Annotated in this window: 15 protein-coding genes; 6 read left to right on the top strand and 9 right to left on the bottom strand. The window is 43.6% G+C overall.

Annotated elements, in window-relative coordinates; all coding sequences use genetic code 11:
• Positions 1-3: 3 nt before the first annotated feature.
• From lpxB to purC, 6 genes are all read right to left on the bottom strand, one after another.
• Positions 4-1,164, bottom strand: coding sequence for a lipid-A-disaccharide synthase (gene lpxB / locus IM676_RS06540; protein WP_200989463.1), 1,161 nt, complete (start codon positions 1,162-1,164; stop codon positions 4-6).
• 167 nt (positions 1,165-1,331) lie between these two features.
• Positions 1,332-2,150: an acyl-ACP--UDP-N-acetylglucosamine O-acyltransferase gene (gene lpxA / locus IM676_RS06545; protein ID WP_200989464.1), complete on the bottom strand. Its 819-nt coding sequence runs from the start codon at positions 2,148-2,150 to the stop codon at positions 1,332-1,334.
• A gap of 186 nt (positions 2,151-2,336) precedes the next feature.
• A complete protein-coding gene (fabZ, locus tag IM676_RS06550; RefSeq protein WP_200989465.1) occupies positions 2,337-2,825 on the bottom strand; it encodes a 3-hydroxyacyl-ACP dehydratase FabZ in 489 nt (162 codons plus the stop codon).
• A gap of 60 nt (positions 2,826-2,885) precedes the next feature.
• A complete protein-coding gene (lpxC, locus tag IM676_RS06555; RefSeq protein WP_200989466.1) occupies positions 2,886-3,722 on the bottom strand; it encodes a UDP-3-O-acyl-N-acetylglucosamine deacetylase in 837 nt (278 codons plus the stop codon).
• Positions 3,723-3,840: 118 nt separating this feature from the next.
• Positions 3,841-6,000, bottom strand: a complete 2,160-nt coding sequence (locus tag IM676_RS06560; RefSeq protein ID WP_200989467.1) for a BamA/TamA family outer membrane protein — start codon at positions 5,998-6,000, stop codon at positions 3,841-3,843.
• 181 nt (positions 6,001-6,181) lie between these two features.
• A complete protein-coding gene (gene purC, locus IM676_RS06565; RefSeq protein WP_200989468.1) occupies positions 6,182-6,925 on the bottom strand; it encodes a phosphoribosylaminoimidazolesuccinocarboxamide synthase in 744 nt (247 codons plus the stop codon).
• Between the two features lie 855 nt (positions 6,926-7,780).
• Between purC and IM676_RS06570 the strand changes: the two genes are divergently transcribed.
• Positions 7,781-8,041 carry a DUF7219 family protein gene (locus IM676_RS06570; protein ID WP_200989469.1) on the top strand — a complete coding sequence of 87 codons (261 nt, stop codon included), beginning with the start codon at positions 7,781-7,783 and terminating at the stop codon, positions 8,039-8,041.
• A 120-nt stretch (positions 8,042-8,161) separates the two neighbouring features.
• On the opposite strand, the gene IM676_RS06575 is transcribed toward IM676_RS06570, so the two are convergent.
• Both IM676_RS06575 and IM676_RS06580 read right to left on the bottom strand, forming a co-directional pair.
• A complete protein-coding gene (locus tag IM676_RS06575; protein ID WP_200989470.1) occupies positions 8,162-9,298 on the bottom strand; it encodes a glycosyltransferase family 4 protein in 1,137 nt (378 codons plus the stop codon).
• A gap of 174 nt (positions 9,299-9,472) precedes the next feature.
• Positions 9,473-10,627 carry an NAD-dependent epimerase/dehydratase family protein gene (locus IM676_RS06580; protein ID WP_200990102.1) on the bottom strand — a complete coding sequence of 385 codons (1,155 nt, stop codon included), beginning with the start codon at positions 10,625-10,627 and terminating at the stop codon, positions 9,473-9,475.
• Positions 10,628-10,963: 336 nt separating this feature from the next.
• On the opposite strand from IM676_RS06580, the gene IM676_RS06585 reads away from it, so the two are divergent.
• The 5 genes from IM676_RS06585 (at position 10,964) to IM676_RS06605 (ending at position 14,969) form a co-directional block, all read left to right on the top strand.
• Positions 10,964-11,308 carry a hypothetical protein gene (locus IM676_RS06585; RefSeq protein WP_200989471.1) on the top strand — a complete coding sequence of 115 codons (345 nt, stop codon included), beginning with the start codon at positions 10,964-10,966 and terminating at the stop codon, positions 11,306-11,308.
• A 93-nt stretch (positions 11,309-11,401) separates the two neighbouring features.
• Complete coding sequence (ycf46, locus tag IM676_RS06590) at positions 11,402-12,913, top strand: stress-responsive protein Ycf46 (RefSeq protein ID WP_200989472.1); 1,512 nt, start codon at positions 11,402-11,404, stop codon at positions 12,911-12,913.
• Positions 12,914-13,053: 140 nt separating this feature from the next.
• The gene (locus IM676_RS06595) at positions 13,054-13,404 is read left to right on the top strand and encodes a DUF1257 domain-containing protein (protein ID WP_200989473.1); all 351 of its coding nucleotides are present in this window, start codon (positions 13,054-13,056) and stop codon (positions 13,402-13,404) included.
• 90 nt (positions 13,405-13,494) lie between these two features.
• Entirely contained in the window at positions 13,495-14,115 is a 621-nt protein-coding gene (locus IM676_RS06600; protein ID WP_225880462.1) for a DUF488 domain-containing protein, read from the top strand.
• 62 nt (positions 14,116-14,177) lie between these two features.
• Positions 14,178-14,969, top strand: a complete 792-nt coding sequence (locus tag IM676_RS06605) for a peroxiredoxin-like family protein (protein ID WP_200989474.1) — start codon at positions 14,178-14,180, stop codon at positions 14,967-14,969.
• 110 nt (positions 14,970-15,079) lie between these two features.
• Here IM676_RS06605 and IM676_RS06610 read toward each other — a convergent pair whose 3' ends face one another.
• Positions 15,080-16,693 carry an NAD(P)H-quinone oxidoreductase subunit 4 gene (locus tag IM676_RS06610; protein ID WP_200989475.1) on the bottom strand — a complete coding sequence of 538 codons (1,614 nt, stop codon included), beginning with the start codon at positions 16,691-16,693 and terminating at the stop codon, positions 15,080-15,082.
• Between the last annotated feature and the right edge of the window lie 118 nt (positions 16,694-16,811).

A 16,811-nucleotide genomic window follows, 5' to 3' on the forward strand; every position in this document is an offset into this window, starting at 1 on the left:
AATCTAAACTTTCGCCGGTAACATTTGCAAAATCTCAGCAGCTGCGCGATCGCAGACACCTACTTCCCCCAAAAGCTGACGCATTTGGGTATAATCTGCTAAAGTTTGCTGTCGGCGCTCAGGATTTAAGAGTAATTCCAGAGATGCTTGGACAATATTTTCCGGTGTGGCTTGCTCTTGTAGGAATTCTGGTACAATTGGTTTCATCACCACTAAATTAACTGGTGAAGCGAAAGGTATAGAACCTTTAAGAATGTTGCGAGCAATCCAAACAGTCAAGGGATTGAGGCGATAAACCACAACTTGGGGAAGATTTAATAAAGCCAGTTCTAGGTTGACTGTACCAGATTTAGTGATAGCCAGATCAGCGGCGGCAAATAGTTCTTTTTGTTGATCGCACAGAATTGTCGCCCGCAAACCATAACGTTGAATAGCTGCTTCTATGGGCTGTCTGTAAGCTTCCAGAGATAAGGGAATCCAAAAATGGACTTCTGGTAATTGAGCTTGAATAGTTTGAGCAGCTTGAAAAATTACTGGTAAGAGGTATTTTAACTCTTGATGACGAGAAGCGGGGAGGAGTGCGATCGCCTTTTGTGCCGGTGGAATTTGCAATTTAGCCCGAGCTAGTGAGCGACTGGGTGCATCTTGCATACGGTCAACGAGGGGGTGACCAACCCACTGCACTTGTGCGCCATTCTCGCGAAAATAACGAGCTTCTTCTGGGAAGATAGCCAAGAGTTTATCTGTAAAGCTGACAATGCGGGATGTATTACGTAAACCAATAGACCAAACCCACTCTTGGGGAGCGATGTAATAAACTACTGGTACCTGTGGTAAATGCTTTTGCATATAAGTACCAATGCCCAGATTAGGACCCATATAATCAATTAATATGACTAAATCAGGGGGGTATTGTTGCAAAAAAGCGATCGCTTGACGTTGTACCTGAATAGTAGGGAAAATATAAGGCAAAGATTCCACCAAACCCATCGAACCAATACCAGTAGTTTTACCCAAAATAGTAGCCCCCTGGGCTGCCATTTTTTCCCCACCCAGAGCCACAATTTCTAATGTTAAACCAACGGATTGACGCTTGATTGCCTGAATCAGCAATGAACCTTGCAAATCCCCGGATACTTCCCCTGTGCTGATAAATATACGCATTTGATAATTAGTAAAAATTAATATTTAACAACGGAGACCTGACTAGTTATCTTATACTCATAAGATACAGTATACTTAAGGAATAGAGACACTGCTATGAATTAGAAAAATATTCCGGGGTGGGTATATTGTCTTATCTACCTCACCCCAATAAAAGCTGTATAAATTCAAGATTCATCATTGGCGCTGTTTTTTCTCTTACCAGGAATTAACCCACGTCTTCCTGGCATTTGAGAAAGTAGGAGAAAACGACGCAGGGACTGCAGTTGTTCAGTCTCTCCCAGTTGTTCGAGTGCTTCTAAAGCCTCCTTAAAACTTAAGCCAGAGCGATAGAGAAGGCGAAACGCCTTTTTGAGAACTTGTAAATCCTCAGAGCTGATCCCAGAACGTTTTAACCCTACTAGATTCAGGGTTCGCACCCGTGCAGGATTGCCCTCCACCAACATATAGGGAGGCACATCACGGTCAATACGTGCCATTCCCCCGACCATTGCATGTTGACCAATACGTACAAATTGATGCACACCCAAAACTCCGCCCAACCTGGCGCGGGACTCTATATGGACATGGCCCGCCAAGGCTACAGAGTTGGGAATAATCACATGGTCTTCAATTATGCAGTTATGTGCTACGTGTACATAAGCCATTAACAGGTTATGATTGCCAATCACCGTAGCTTCACCCGCCCCCGTAGCACGGTTAATAGTGACATACTCACGAATTAAGTTATTGTCACCAATTTTGACCCAAGTTGGTTCGCCGACAAACTTGAGATCCTGGGGTTCCATACCGATAGCAGCACCGGGAAAAATTTGATTTCGCGCTCCAATCTCACAAGGACCTTCTAGGACGACATGAGGGCCAATAATTGTTTCCATGCCAACTTTGACATTAGCTCCAATCACAGCATAGGCACCGACTTGCACTGTGGGGTGAAGTTCCGATTGAGGATGAATTACAGCAGTGGGATGAATAAGCGTTTTCAAGGGTGAATCTCCAGAACTTTTTTAAGTGTAGAAACGCGATTAATCGCGCTTCTACAATCAGTGGCCGAAAGTGTCGAGCAAAGCAAGTTGTGTGTAAGAGCAACAAAAATCTAGAGTGGATGATGTTTGTTATTTATGGAAGTCGAACTATGAAGTCAACCAGGGCTTTACCCACCCGACAGCTGATTAGTTAATTCGAGAAAACATCAATTCGCCTTCAGTAGCAAGTTGACCATCCACCTCAGCACGGGCTTGTACTTTAGCAAAGCGACGTTGTTTTATCCATAACAGTTCTGCCGTCATCACTAGCTGATCTCCCGGGACTACCTGGCGACGGAATCGCACCTTATCGATACCGGCAAAAACGAATAGCCCCTCCTCAAACCCTGGTAATTGCTTGAGAATAATACCCCCTACCTGTGCCATTGCTTCCACAATTAGGACTCCAGGCATCAGGGGACGCTCTGGGAAATGTCCCTGAAATTGTGGTTCATTGACAGTAATATTTTTAACACCTACTGCCAGTTTTTCCGGAACATAGTTAATGATTTTATCTACCAGTAAGAATGGGTAACGGTGGGGTAGCATTTTCTGAATTTCTTCAGAGGAAAATGTAGTTTTAATTTCAGCCGGTGCGGTAGTGTCGGGACTATTCACTTGGGTGACAATTGCCATTAGCGCTGTGTTGACTTTGTAATTAATGAATTAAGTAGTTATGGGTGAAAATCTGAGATGTTAGACTTTATCCCATTCCAGTTCTAAAATTTTCCGAGCCAGTTGAATGTGTAAATTGTGGCTGGCTTTATATGCTAAGAAATGAGCTTGGGGAAAACTGCCCAATAAACTCAAATCTCCTACTAAATCTAATATCTTATGACGAACTGGTTCATTTTCAAACCTGAGTGGTGGATTTACCCAACCTTCTGAGCCACAAACAAGGGCGTTATCCAAGCTACCACCTTTAATTAACCCCATTTTTTGTAAGTATTCAATTTGGTGTAGTAACCCAAAAGTACGGGCTGGAGCAATTTCGCCGACAAAGTTGTCACTCAATGACCAACTGTACCATTGGTTCCCAATAGCCGAAAGTTCAAAATCAATCTCGTAACTAAAACGGGTTGTTGATGCTGGGAGAGCGCAAGCAAAAGCATCATTTTCATAAATCCAGATGGGTTGTTTCACCACCGAGGGAACTGGTTTGTTAATCCGTTGCGATACTAAGCCAACTTGAGTAATACTGTCAGTCCAAACCCTTGCTGAACCGTCTAATAGTGGTACTTCTGGTCCATCAATTTCAATGCGGGCGTTATCCACACCCATAGCCGCCAGGGCTGCTAATAAGTGCTCCACTGTGCGAACGCTGGTTTCACCTTGACCCAGTTGAGTAGAGAGCAGAGTTTGACTGACGGCGGTAACTTGGGCTGGAATTATTGGTAAATCTGGCAAATCCACCCGCACAAAGTGCCGCCCACTCCCAGCTGGAGCTGGCAATATACGTACATGGGTACTCACACCACTATGCAGTCCCACTCCAGTTTGAGTGATTTCTCTGCCTATGGTGTGCTGTTCCATGAGCTAAAAGTTAATATATGATGATTCATTTGTAGTTTTGGCGATGACCCTTATTATCGGAACAGTATTGAGGCAAATGCCAAAATTAGCAAGTGCCTCGTCAAGTCACTGTGGACTTTTAAAACCTTTCACCAATGCCAAAATTGATGCGGCTATCGCCGTCATCATTAATGCCGTAGTCAATACGAATCGGGCCTAGTGGTGATTGTACACGCACACCCAAACCATAGCCGTAGCCAGTACCGTTTTTGTTGAGGACGTTAGCCGCCCGGGTTGTGGTTCCTAAGTCACTACCGACATCCGCAAACAGTGCGCCGCTCACTACTGAGAACACAGGGAAGCGATATTCAACAGATGCTTGTACGTAACTGCGCCCACTGGTCAAGGCTCCTTCTTCGTAACCCCGAACAGAGTTGCTACCCCCTAGGGTAAAGGCTTCATAGGGAGGTAAGTCACCAAGAATTGTACCGCCTTGGACGTTAAAGGCTAGGGTTTGTGCTCCAGGGGCAAAGTTGGTGAATTGTACAGGTAAGTATTGGCTATAGTTAGCTCGCAGTCTAGTTAGAAAAATGTTACCTAGTCCCACTGGTACGGACTGGTCTACCCCAAAGCGGAGTAAGGAACCTGCTGTTGGTTGCAATCGGTTATTACGCAGGTCGCGCTGTGCCCCTAGTTGTAATAGCACTAAGTCATCTTCTCCTTGGGCAGTCAAGCTCAGAGGAACTGTTTCCCCGGGTGTTCCTTCCTGGAATACGGCTCCTTCTGGTCTGATATTACCATCAGCATCACGGGTGGAAATTCTTTGATACTGGAATCCGGCTGAAGCGCTCCATTCTGCTCTTTCATGGGGATCGGCAGATAGGGGGCGATTGAAATTAATACCACCCCCTAGACGGAGAACACGAGGTCGATCGCCGTTGCTTTGACCTTCTTGTGGCAATGTCCTAATATTCTCATCTTTGCCATCAAAAATCAGTGAAATCGAACTACGGCGAAAAACATTGGTTGTATAAGAGGTTCTGTAAGGATCACCGGCAATCCAGGGGTCTGTAAACCGCAGATCAAACAGTAGTTCCCGTTGTCCTAGCTGTAGTTCCGCACCTAGGTTTTGGTTTCTTCCTCTTAGGTTTTGCTGCTGATAACTTACTGTACCAAATAATCCACTGGCTGAACTAAACCCGGCTCCGGCGGCCACCGAACCAGTAGCACGTTCGGCTACGTTCACTATTACTTGTACCTGACTAGGGTCAGTACCAGGGTCAAGAGATATGTTGACATCTTCAAATAGCCCGAGTCCAAATACTCTCTGGAGGTCTGTTTGTACTATGTCCCGGTTAAATACTTCTCCGGGAGTTAACTTCAGTTCTCGGGTAATTATATATTCTTGGGTTCTGCCCCGAATTGGTTCTCCCTTTTCATCTATCTCCCGACCTTCGCGATCGCGGAAGCGGACTTGAATATTTTCTACTACCCCTTCGGCTATTTGCAGGGTGACAATTCCGGTTTCCGAAATTTGTGGTGAGCCAATCAGGTTAGCTAATACGTAACCTTGTTCTTGATACTTTTGGATTAACCGCTGGATACCTGCTTGGAAGTCTCGCAGGTTGAGGATTTGACCATATTGCTCACCAAAGACCTCATCCACTGTGCTGGGAGGTAGTGCGGAGGGAACATCAGTTCCCGGATTAGCTTGTACTTGTACTTGGGTGAGTACGGGGTTGAGTTGGACAATAAAGCTTACCCTCACGCCTATAGGTGTATCTTCTGGCACTGCTTCAACGTTGGCAAACAACCCAGTGGCAAAGATGGCATTAATATCTTCTTGCAGTTGAGATCTGGTTATTGTCCGACCTGGTTGGGTACGAATGACGCTGTAAACTTGCCTTTCCAGTTGCGGTGTTAGTTGTCCTACTTCTGGTCTGACCACTACTTCTGATATCAGTACGCGAGTTTCTGCGGTTGGGGTATTGGAATTTGGCTGACTGGGAGTAGTTTGAGCGGTGAGTACTGGGGGGGAAATTTCCCGAACCGAATCAATTTCCAGGGTTGTTAAGGTGGGGACAATTACTTCTGGTGTTGTCTTCTGGGATGATTTGACGGGAGCAACCGTGACAAAAGACTGATTTTTGGTTTCAATTGCTGACTGCTGATTGAACCCAGAGCTAAAAACCTCTGTTGTCTGTTCTGAATTATTAATGCTTTGGGCATTTGCACTCTCACAGATGCCTAATGGCGCTGCAACTGCTACAAATGCCACCCATACCGGAGATAAACGCATGTTATTTCAATTCCTCTATGGCTACGCCACACAAGCTATTACATCCACACACCAGTACTTTGGCAATTATGCTCTTATGCAAAATATCTCAGGTGAAAATTAAGTTGCTTGCTATTGCCTATTTACTGATCCTTGACAAAGTATCAGTCAAAAACTATTGATTCTGACTTTTTACTTTTCACTATTTCAAGTTGTTAGTTTCTACTGCTTTTAGCACTCTTTGTAATACCTCCTGGTAAGCATTTTCTACATTGCCTAAGTCCCGGCGGAAACGGTCTTTATCCATGACTCTCAAGTTAGGATCTGTCTCGCCTGTATTCCATAAACGGCAGGTGTCAGGGCTAATTTCATCTGCCAAGAGTATCTCCTGTTTTGAATCCAAACCAAATTCTAGTTTGAAGTCTACTAGGGTAATACCGCACTGCTGCCAAAATTCGCGGAGAAATTCGTTGACTTGCAATGCTAGATTGTGAATTGTCTCTACTTGTTCCGGTGTGGCTAGTTCTAAGAGCAATAGGCGATCGCGTGTTAACAGTGGATCTCCTAACCCGTCATTTTTGTAGTAAAATTCCACTAAAGGTTGTTTGAGCACTGTACCTATTGGCAATCCTGTTTGCTGACACAGACTACCTGCGGCAATATTTCTCACCACTACTTCTAGTGGGACAATCTTTACGGACTTGACTCGCATTTGGTGCGGTTGCGGGCTGTCTATGTAGTGTGTTCTTATACCTTTCTTTTCTAGCTGCTGAAATATCTGGCTAGAAATGCTACAGTTAATTTTTCCCTTGTTGGTAATACTACCACGTTTCTGGGCATTAAAAGCCGTGGCATCATCTTTAAAATCAGCTAACAAGACTTCTGGCTCGTCCGTGGCATAGAGAATTTTAGCTTTGCCTTCGTATAACTGGGGATAAACAGACATGATGTGAGATAAAGTTGTAGGCAGTGGTTAGTTTTCAACCTTTCAGGCTTAACTATCTTATCTTTTGTTGTTGAATATCTACCATTGGTAGGGAGTTAGGTATAGTTCGTTTTTGACAATGGCATCTGGAATGGCGATTTATCCGTCGAACAGGTATGTGAAGTGATGACACGTTTGACTCCTCTAATCTATTGGTGGAGTCTCCCAAGATGCGGTAAAGTGGTAGATCGAGACTCATAAACAAGGAACTGAGGAAGTTACCCACAGGGGTAATATAAAATCATAAAAATCATAGATTTTTGTTATTTTACGGCGCTGACATCGCCACCCAGGAGGGGAGGGAATTTTACGCACGCTGAATAAAATATGTGGTCAATTGACAAAATCTAGTTTACTGTTTAATCATAATTAAATGAAATTAATTCTCAACTGTTGGGAAATAAGGTGATCATATTTTGTCAATTAAGTAAATACTGTAGATCACAGGTATATGAGCTACAAGTATTAATCTTAAAAATCTTGTGGGTTGGGAATTTTGTCCGCCATAACTTACCTCAATTAACGAATATAAGGCGTAAATGTCTATACAGTTTTTTGCCAAAAGTATAATTAACCATTTCTTGTATTACCCCATTATGATTAAGGTTTTAATATAAACTAATTGGGTCTGGCAGCAAAATCTCAGGGGAGTTAATTATTTAGTTATATGAAAAACTTTCAAGTAGAAAAAACCTCCATGATTTTAAACCCGGGAAGCTTAAAAGAATAAAAAGGTTGTGTGGTATACAGTTAAAGAATTTATGGCTGAGAAATCTACACAACATAAGTAGTATTTATATAAATCGAGAAAAAATAATGAACAAAGATGATTTTCTCTATCCTCGTGGACGCTACTATGGTCATGTCAAGCCGGAAAACTTGGTTTTTAATGCGAATTTACAGGAATTTGCCCAACGTATCAGTTACATATGTAATTTAGAGACAGGTGGAAAGATCACCCCAGAAGAAGCTTATGAACAAATCAAAGCTTTGTGGAAGCAGCTCAAACAAACCAAAAAACAACTGCAAATTGGTAAAAGTCCCTTTAAACAGGATGATGGGGAAACTAACAGCTGAAAGAGTACAAGTAGGAGGACGGTATTACCATAATCTTCCAGATACCATCCCCAGAGTTGGGGGCTGGTGTCTGGTGGTGATGAGACCAGATGTCAACCAGGGGTTGTAAAACTTCTCTGTTTAGGCTACTTTTGTCAGTTTCTGTGAGAAAAGCACCTTTTGATAGTAATCTTGTAGTTGACAGGTGGCAGCTGACCACCCCCATTTTTCTGCTTCTCGACGGGCGTTGTGACGGATTACCTCTCGTTCTTGTTTGTGTTCTAGGAGGCGGACAGTAGCATTAATGGCATCTTGAACATCTGCTGTAGGGTCAAAAAGATAGCCATTGATACCATCCGTGACAATATCAGGAATCCCCCCGGAGCGGGCTGCGACTACTGGACAACCAGCGGCCATTGCTTCTAGTAGCACCAGACCTAGTGTTTCTGTACGAGAGGGAAAAATAAAGGCATCAGCGCTAGCAAAGGCAGAACCTAATTCTTGCCCCATGAGATATCCGACAAAATGGGTGGGAGTGTCGGCAAAATGGTTTTCTAATTCTTGACGGTGGGGACCATCACCTACTAATGCCAATCGGGCATCGGGAATGGCTTTTAATATGGGCTTGATACGCTCAATTTCCTTTTCGGCGGACAGACGACCGACATAGAGCAGCAAGGGACTGTCTGGGTGATTTTGAGATAAACGCGATCGCATTTCCCCAGTAGCTAAATCAGGATGAAATAATTCTGTATCTACACCTCTCTGCCAGACCTTGACCCTTTCAATACCGTGTCCTGTGAGTTCTCTCATCATCGCCGTGGAGGTACAAAGATTCAAAGCGGCTTGATTGTGAGCACCCTTGAGCAATTCCCACAGAAAACCTTCTAGCATTCCCAAACCATAATGCTGGAGATATTGAGGTAAATGGGTGTGGTAAGAAGCTACTAATGGTATTTTGAGGATCTTACTATAAAAAATTCCCGCTAGTCCTAAGACAGCTGGATTGACGACATGAATAATATCTGGCTGAAATTGTTCTAAAGCAGAACCAATGGCGGGACGGGGTAGGGCCATTTTTAGCTCTGGATACAATGGCAGCGGAAAACCACTCACGCCGTAAACTTTGGCTCCTTTGTGTTCAGTGATCCCACCATCAGGGGCAAACACTAGCACTTGGTCGCCCCGGCGCTGGAGATGGTCTACAGTATGGCGCAGGCGCGTGACTATGCCGTCAATTTTCGGGAGAAAGGTTTCAGTAAATAGGGCGATTCTCATAAAAAACTAGATAAGCAGATAATCCCAGATGCTTTTGGATTGCTATCAATTACCCAAACCTTCGGTCTGGTGGGTATGCAGGCTTTATGGTCAGTCGGCCCTGCTAGGTAGAAGTGGGCAAGATGCCCACTTCACCAAGTGTATAATTAATGACCTTTGGATGTAGACTGGCAGTTAATTTCTGTGCCAAGACACCTTGGGCAGAATTTGCTGGTGATCGACTCGTTGTTGATACTTGACGGCAAAGTTTAATAGAGAATCAAGTAAGGAGTCAGACAGATAGTGAGGCTGTAAACCTAAGTCCAGCAGTTTGGTATTTTTGGCGTTGAAGTAGTGTTCTTCTTTTTCGACTCTGGGGTTATCCAGGTGATTGATTTCTACATTCAGTCCTATGGCATTCCCAGCTTTTTTCACCATTAATGCCAGGTCACCAATGCTGAATAGTTCAGTAAATTGGTTAAATACCCGGAATTCACCTGGTGCTGCTGGGTTAGCGATCGCCAGTTCAATACATCGCACTGTATCCCGAATATCTAAGAAGCCCCGAGTTTGTCCACCCTTACCGTAGACGGTGAGGGGGTGGGCGATGGCAGCTTGGATACAGAAACGATTTAGTGCTGTTCCAAACACGCCATCATAATCAAGGCGATTAATTAACATTTCGTCCATTCCCGTTTCTTCGGTGAGAACGCCATAAACTATCCCTTGATTCAGGTCTGTAGCCCTTAATCCCCAGGTGCGGCAAGCAAAGTTGATATTGTGACTATCATGAACTTTGCTGAGGTGGTACATAGAACCCGGTTGCTTCGGATACGGTAGGGTATCTTTCCGCCCGTTGTGTTCAATGGTGATGTACCCCTCTTCGATATCGATATTAGGTGTACCATATTCGCCCATTGTTCCCAGTTTTACCATGTGGCAATCCGGGAAATCTTCTCGCATGGCGTAGAGCAGATTTAGTGTCCCGACTACGTTGTTGACTTGGGTGAGAACTGCGTGTTCTCGGTCAATCATGGAGAAAGGCGCTGATCGTTGTTCACCAAAATGCACTAGAGCGTTTGGTTCAAATTGGTGTAGAACTTTCTTGAGAAATTCGTAATTAGTAATATCGCCAATGAATAGGTCGATAGATTTACCTGTCAAATCTTGCCAGCGCTGGAGGCGTTGCTGAATTGGTGCGATGGGAGTTAGAGTTTCCAGACCCAATTCATTATCCCAGTGCCGCCGCACCAAACTATCTAAAATTCCAACGTCATAACCTCGGTTGGAAAGGTAAAGTGCAGTTGCCCAACCGCAATATCCATCACCACCAATAACCAGGACTTTCATCTTCACCAGTTTTTACTCGCTGATAGCTAAATCTATCAGGTTTCTGTACCTTATTCACGATCATTCTGGTAAAAATTAGTGACTCTGGGCTGGAAATTCATCAGGATGATGGGGATGAGGCCTATTAAACAATTGAAAATTCACAGTTGGATTCTTTGACATCCGGGGATTCCCACCCCACTAGTAGGCAATGTTGTGGCACAAATGATCGGTCTTGAACCACAAAATGTAAATAAATGTAACAAAAATACCGTCAAAACGTTTTAACGTCTTGACAACCGATAAACCAATCGATAAGGTGATATACATACCCGGGTAAGGCCGTCAAAGAGTTATATGCAAGCTAAGCAAAAGGTTACTTTGTATCTGTCGCCAGAAGTTCACAAAAAACTGAAGATTCGTTCAGCTATTGATTCCGAACCGATGTCTGAACTTGCCGAACGGGCCCTAGTCTTCTACCTAACTAACTCAGAATTAGTGGAGGAAGTTGAAGCTTCTGTTTATGGACGAACACACCGAATTTATTCCTGCCCAGATTGTGACAGTTCATTGGTCTTACGTGATGGAGAACTGATTGCCATGGGCAATCAGCCAGGAATAATCAGAGAGCATCTACCCATTGATGAAATGGAAAAAGATGAAACTCATCCCAAGGGTGAGGGAGAATTGGTTCCCTGCTAGGTAAGAATGATGAATGAACAATTCATAATTCTGCTGTTGCCACAACCAAAAAACGATGTCTTTACTGTATAAGGTCTCAAGTAGGTCGATTGTATGAAAGAAGAGCTCAGTATTCTAATTCAAGCTCAATATCCTCTAATCTACCTTGTGACCTCCGAGGAAGAGCGGGCGGAACAGGCAATTTCCACAATCGCCCAAATATTAAAGCCCCAACGCCGCGTCTACGTCTGGACAGTAACTCACGGCATCGTGGAATATGGGCAACCCCGGAACGTCACTCAACACAATACTGTTTCCCCAGAGGCGGCAGTTGAGTGGATAATCCGACAGAAGGAACCTGGTATATTTATTCTTAAAGACTTACATCCGTTTATTGATGCGCCAGCGACAACAAGGTCGTTACGTGATGCGATCGCCAGCTTTAAGGGAATGCACAAGAACATCATCTTGATGTCACCTGTGCAACAGGTTCCCATTGAGCTAGAGAAAGAAGTTGTAGTTATTGACTTCCAATTGCCAGACATGGCGGAGTTAAACAAAGTATTAACCTACCATTTAGAGCAAAATCGGGGGCGACGACTGACAACCGAGGCGAGAGAAAAGCTCCTCAGAGCCGCTTTAGGTTTAACCAAAGACGAATCTGAGAAAGTATACCGTAAGGCACAAGTAACTACAGGTCGCCTGACGGAAGAGGAAGTAGATATAGTTCTATCTGAGAAAAAGCAACTTATTCGGCGCAATGGTATTTTAGAGTACATCGAAGAAGATGAAACTATTGATGCTGTAGGTGGCTTAGAAGAACTAAAAAGGTGGCTAAAACAGCGCTCTAATGCCTTTACAGAAAGGGCGAGAGAGTATGGTTTACCCCAACCGAAGGGAATGTTAATCCTTGGTGTTCCTGGTTGCGGTAAGTCCCTAATTGCCAAAACTACCTCCCGACTGTGGGGTTTGCCATTATTACGCCTAGATATGGGGCGGGTATATGACGGCTCAATGGTGGGACGAAGTGAAGCTAATTTACGTAATGCCCTAAAAACAGCAGAATCTATCTCTCCAGCGATTCTGTTCATAGACGAGTTAGACAAATCCTTTGCGGGTAGCTCAGGTTCATCTGACTCCGATGGGGGTACATCAAGTAGAATCTTTGGTTCTTTCCTGACATGGATGCAAGATAAGAAATCTCCAGTTTTCGTCATGGCCACTGCTAACCGAGTGGAACGCTTACCAGGAGAATTCTTACGGAAAGGACGTTTTGATGAAATTTTCTTTGTGGATCTGCCCACAACCGAAGAACGCCAGGAGATTTACAAAATCCACCTCACCAAGCGTCGTGAAGACATTTCGCGATTCGATCTTGAGCAGTTAGCCAAGATGTCTGACGGCTTCTCGGGGGCAGAAATTGAACAAGCACTTGTGGCGGCGATGTATGAAGCCTTTGCCCAAGACCGCGAGTTCACACAATTAGATATTATTGCTGCACTAAAAGCGACTCTGCCGTTGTCTCGGACGATGCAAGAACAAGTAACAGCCCTGAGAGATTGGGCTAGACAGCGCGCACGCCCCGCCGCAGCCTCCGTTGCTGAATATCAGCGCCTGGAGTTTTAAAAGCTTTCCCCTGCTCACACCAGGGGTAAAGGCTAGCCGCCAAGCTAGCAGCCAAGAGAAAAAGTCGCATTTCCATCAGCGCGGCTTACCGAAAAAAACCGTTGTCTTTTTTCTTACTCTTCTCACTGGAGGAAACCCAAATGTCTCATTTTAGCACTCTGCGTACCAAAATCACCGATGCTGAAATCCTCAAATCTTCTTTACGCGACTTAGGCATCACCGTAAAGACTGAAGCTGATGTACGTGGTTACAATGGCCAGCGCGTTCGTTCCGACATCGTAGCTGTTTTGGAAGGTGAATATGATCTAGGCTGGTCCCGCAATAGCGATGGTTCCTTTGACCTGATTGCTGACCTGTGGGGCGTTGCTAAGAAGCACAACCAAACCGAGTTAATCAACTCCATCAACCAAAAGTACGCTGTTAACAAAACCTTGTCCGAAGTCAAACAACGCGGTCTGCAAAACGCCAATGTCAAGTTGGTATTGCAATAAATATTTCTCAGCGCGTTCCCAAAGCTGAACGGGTTAACCACATCATGAGCGGTTAGCCCGCTTTTTTATTCTGGTATTATACTGGGAAATTTGTCCATTACTCAAACAGTATCAGAATTTATGAAAATGTTCACGATTGGACACTCCAATCATTCAATTGAAAATTTTATTGCACTTTTGCAGCAACATGGAATTACTGCTGTAGCAGATGTCCGCTCTAGCCCTTATAGCCGCAGATTTCCACATTTCAATCAAGCTGCTTTGCAAAAATCCCTCGCATCTGTAGATATTGCCTATGTCAGCCTGGGTGATAATTTAGGCGCTCGTCCTGATGAGCCAAGTTGTTATGTAGATGGTATGGCTCCTTATGATTTAATTAGTGCAACAAAAGGTTTTGCAACTGGGTTAAATCGTCTCATCCAAGGTGCTAAACAATATCAAATTACTTTAATGTGTGCTGAACAAGACCCTATTGTTTGCCATAGAGCTATTTTGGTTTGTCCACATTTGAAAAAGACAGATTTACAAATTAATCATATTCATAAAAATGGTGATTTAGAATCACATGACTGTTTAGAAGATAGATTATTAAAACAGCATAATTTATCTAATTTTTTGCCTAAAAATAAAAATTATGTTAAACAACTTTCTCTATTTGATACGCAAGCCACAGATACTATAGAAAAACCTTTTACTCGTGATACCTTCTAAAATCAACATAAATATTGATAAATTGGGGTAAAATTGAGCTAAACAGCAGTTAATACCTTCTGATGAATCCCTACGCTATTTTTAATCAGACCAAACGTCAGCGTGTTAGTGATGGCATGATGCGATCGCTTTTAGAAAATTGCGAGACTGCCTCACATATCCTTATTTTAGTCTGGCCGCAACTTGGGGATTTTGATAGTCTGGAATATGCGTGGTGGTTACAGCGAGCAGCTGAACAGTTGGCAGATAAAAAACTCGCTATTCGTGCTGTGGGAATTGGTAACTTAGGCTCTGGAAAAAAATTCTGTGAATATACAGGATTTCCGCCTGAAAATTTATTTGTTGAACCGAATGCAGAATTACATTGTCAACTCAATCTTTATTCTGGTCTGAATGTGTCTCTACCCGGACTTTCTCAGTCTCAAAAAGCTTGGCTAAATCTGCTATTGATGTGTGCTGGGATTGGAAGTCCGGGAACCCTGGCGGAAGTTTTTCGCGGATACAAGGGAGATCGCCAAGCCCCTCAACTGATCAAGGATGATGAAATTATTCAAGCTACTCCTCTACCTGCTTTTCAAGGCTCGTTTTTCCAATTAGCAGGGGGGAGTGGTTTTCAACGTCCTTTTGAATTAGCTACCCTACGCCTACGTAATATGATGGAAGTGCTGAAAAATTGGCATAGTTATGTACCTGATTCTGCCTATTTAACTCAGCGCGGTGGAACTTTTCTGTTTGACACAAAAGGCCAGTTAGTTTACGAACATCGAGACCGAGGAATTCTGGGCTTTGCTGCTAATATGAGCCAACCACTATCATTTTTATCTTTGATTGAAAGAGATATTTGTGCTCAATAGGTAACTAGTTGTTACTTTATAAAAAAAGTAAATTTAAGGGTGGTCTTCTAACCACCCTATTTCCCCTCATATTTAAAATTTACGAGTAACACCCTAATTGGGTACGATATTTACTCTGAGATATTAACTAAAGTATCAACTTCAGATGAAGCTAGGGTTGGAGCAGTGAAGAGACGTGAGTACAGACTTACCGGTTGCTGACGAGCGAAAACTGGCAGAACTTGACGCGCATGGGCTGCTACTTCCACTGTTTTGACATCATAAGTCTGGGTAGCCAATTTAGGATATAGACCAATACCGATGATCGGAACTATCAAACAGGCGGTAATAAATAGTTCCCGGGGTTTGATATCAGGGATAACAGCATCTAGATGTAATTCTTTACTTTGCTGACCATAGAACACTTGGCGCAGCATAGATAGTAAATAAATTGGAGTTAAAATCACGCCAACGGCTGATAACAGGATAACTACAATTTTGAAGCTAGAAGTGTAAACGTCGCTGGAAGTAATACCCAGGAACACCATCAACTCACCCACAAAGCCACTCATACCGGGTAAAGCCAGAGAAGCCATAGCGCCAATGGTAAACACTGCGAAGGTTCTAGGCATAACCTTAGCTATACCGCCCATTTTGTCCATCATTAAGGTGTGGGTACGTTCGTAAGTTACACCGGATAAGAAGAACAAGCTAGCGGCTATCAAACCGTGAGAAACCATTTGCAGGACAGCACCGCTAATACCGATTTCTGTGTAAGAGGCTATCCCAATTAATACAAATCCCATGTGGGCAATGGAAGAGTAAGCCAAGCGGCGTTTGAGATTTGTTTGGGCAAAGGCACAGCAAGCACCGTAGACAATATTTACTACACCTAGGATTGCTAAAACTGGGGCAAAATAAACATGGGCATTAGGTAACATTTCCACGTTGAAGCGGATGAGTGCATAACCGCCCATTTTTAATAACACGCCAGCTAAAATCATAGAACCAGGTGCAGATGCTTCACCGTGGGCATCAGGTAGCCAAGTGTGTAGGGGGAAAATTGGCATTTTCACACCAAAGGCAATGAGGAAACCTGCATAGGTTAACAGTTCTAGAGCTTTAGGGTATTGCTTCATTCCCAGTGTGGCGATGTCGAAGGTAACAGTATCACCTGAGAATGCCATGACAAAGCCGGCGACTAAGATAAATATTGATGCGGCGGCTGTGTAAATAATAAACTTGGTGGCTGCATAACGACGCTTGGGACCTCCCCAGATGGCAATTAGCAGGTACACAGGTACTAACTCTATTTCCCACATGAGGAAGAATAACAGCAAGTCTTGGGCGACAAATACCCCTAGTTGGGCGCTGTACATTACCAACATCAAAGCATAAAACAAGCGCGGCTTGTTTGTGACTTTCCAAGCCGCGAAGATTGCCAGAGTGTTAATTAAGCCTGTTAACAACACTAGGGGCATGGATAAACCATCAACCCCTACTGACCAATTTAAACTTAATTGTGGTATCCAAGAATATTTTTCTACCAGTTGTAGTGTGGGGTTTTGAAAGTCGTAGCTGTGCCAAAAGGCATAAATCATCAGGGTAAAGTCGGCTATGGCAACTCCTAAACCATACCAGCGTACTGTTTTGCCTTCTTTATCTGGGATTAAGGGTATGGCTAAGGCAGCCACCAAGGGCAATAAAATTATGGCTGACAGCCACGGAAATTCAATAGCATTCATCACTTCCGACAATCAATTTACCTTTTTGCTTTTGATTTAATTATATTAAGGAATTTGTACTTTTGTAAATGTTATTGATCCCTAATACTGGCATCTTCAGCAACGTATTAGGAATAAA

The sequence above is a fragment of the Anabaenopsis elenkinii CCIBt3563 genome, assembly GCF_015245355.1.
Classification (GTDB): Bacteria; Cyanobacteriota; Cyanobacteriia; order Cyanobacteriales; family Nostocaceae; genus Anabaenopsis; species Anabaenopsis elenkinii.

Bases quoted from the DNA above. Each gene is read 5' to 3' on its own strand.
- IM676_RS06610 (WP_200989475.1), bottom strand. From the start codon at position 16,693: ATGAATGCTATTGAATTTCCGTGGCTGTCAGCCATAATTTTATTGCCC.
- lpxC (WP_200989466.1), bottom strand. From the start codon at position 3,722: ATGGAACAGCACACCATAGGCAGAGAAATCACTCAAACTGGAGTGGGA.
- ycf46 (WP_200989472.1), top strand. From the start codon at position 11,402: ATGAAAGAAGAGCTCAGTATTCTAATTCAAGCTCAATATCCTCTAATC.
- IM676_RS06595 (WP_200989473.1), top strand. From the start codon at position 13,054: ATGTCTCATTTTAGCACTCTGCGTACCAAAATCACCGATGCTGAAATC.
- IM676_RS06605 (WP_200989474.1), top strand. From the start codon at position 14,178: ATGAATCCCTACGCTATTTTTAATCAGACCAAACGTCAGCGTGTTAGT.
- IM676_RS06585 (WP_200989471.1), top strand. From the start codon at position 10,964: ATGCAAGCTAAGCAAAAGGTTACTTTGTATCTGTCGCCAGAAGTTCAC.
- purC (WP_200989468.1), bottom strand. From the start codon at position 6,925: ATGTCTGTTTATCCCCAGTTATACGAAGGCAAAGCTAAAATTCTCTAT.
- IM676_RS06560 (WP_200989467.1), bottom strand. From the start codon at position 6,000: ATGCGTTTATCTCCGGTATGGGTGGCATTTGTAGCAGTTGCAGCGCCA.
- IM676_RS06580 (WP_200990102.1), bottom strand. From the start codon at position 10,627: ATGAAAGTCCTGGTTATTGGTGGTGATGGATATTGCGGTTGGGCAACT.
- IM676_RS06575 (WP_200989470.1), bottom strand. From the start codon at position 9,298: ATGAGAATCGCCCTATTTACTGAAACCTTTCTCCCGAAAATTGACGGC.
- IM676_RS06570 (WP_200989469.1), top strand. From the start codon at position 7,781: ATGAACAAAGATGATTTTCTCTATCCTCGTGGACGCTACTATGGTCAT.
- fabZ (WP_200989465.1), bottom strand. From the start codon at position 2,825: ATGGCAATTGTCACCCAAGTGAATAGTCCCGACACTACCGCACCGGCT.
- lpxB (WP_200989463.1), bottom strand. From the start codon at position 1,164: ATGCGTATATTTATCAGCACAGGGGAAGTATCCGGGGATTTGCAAGGT.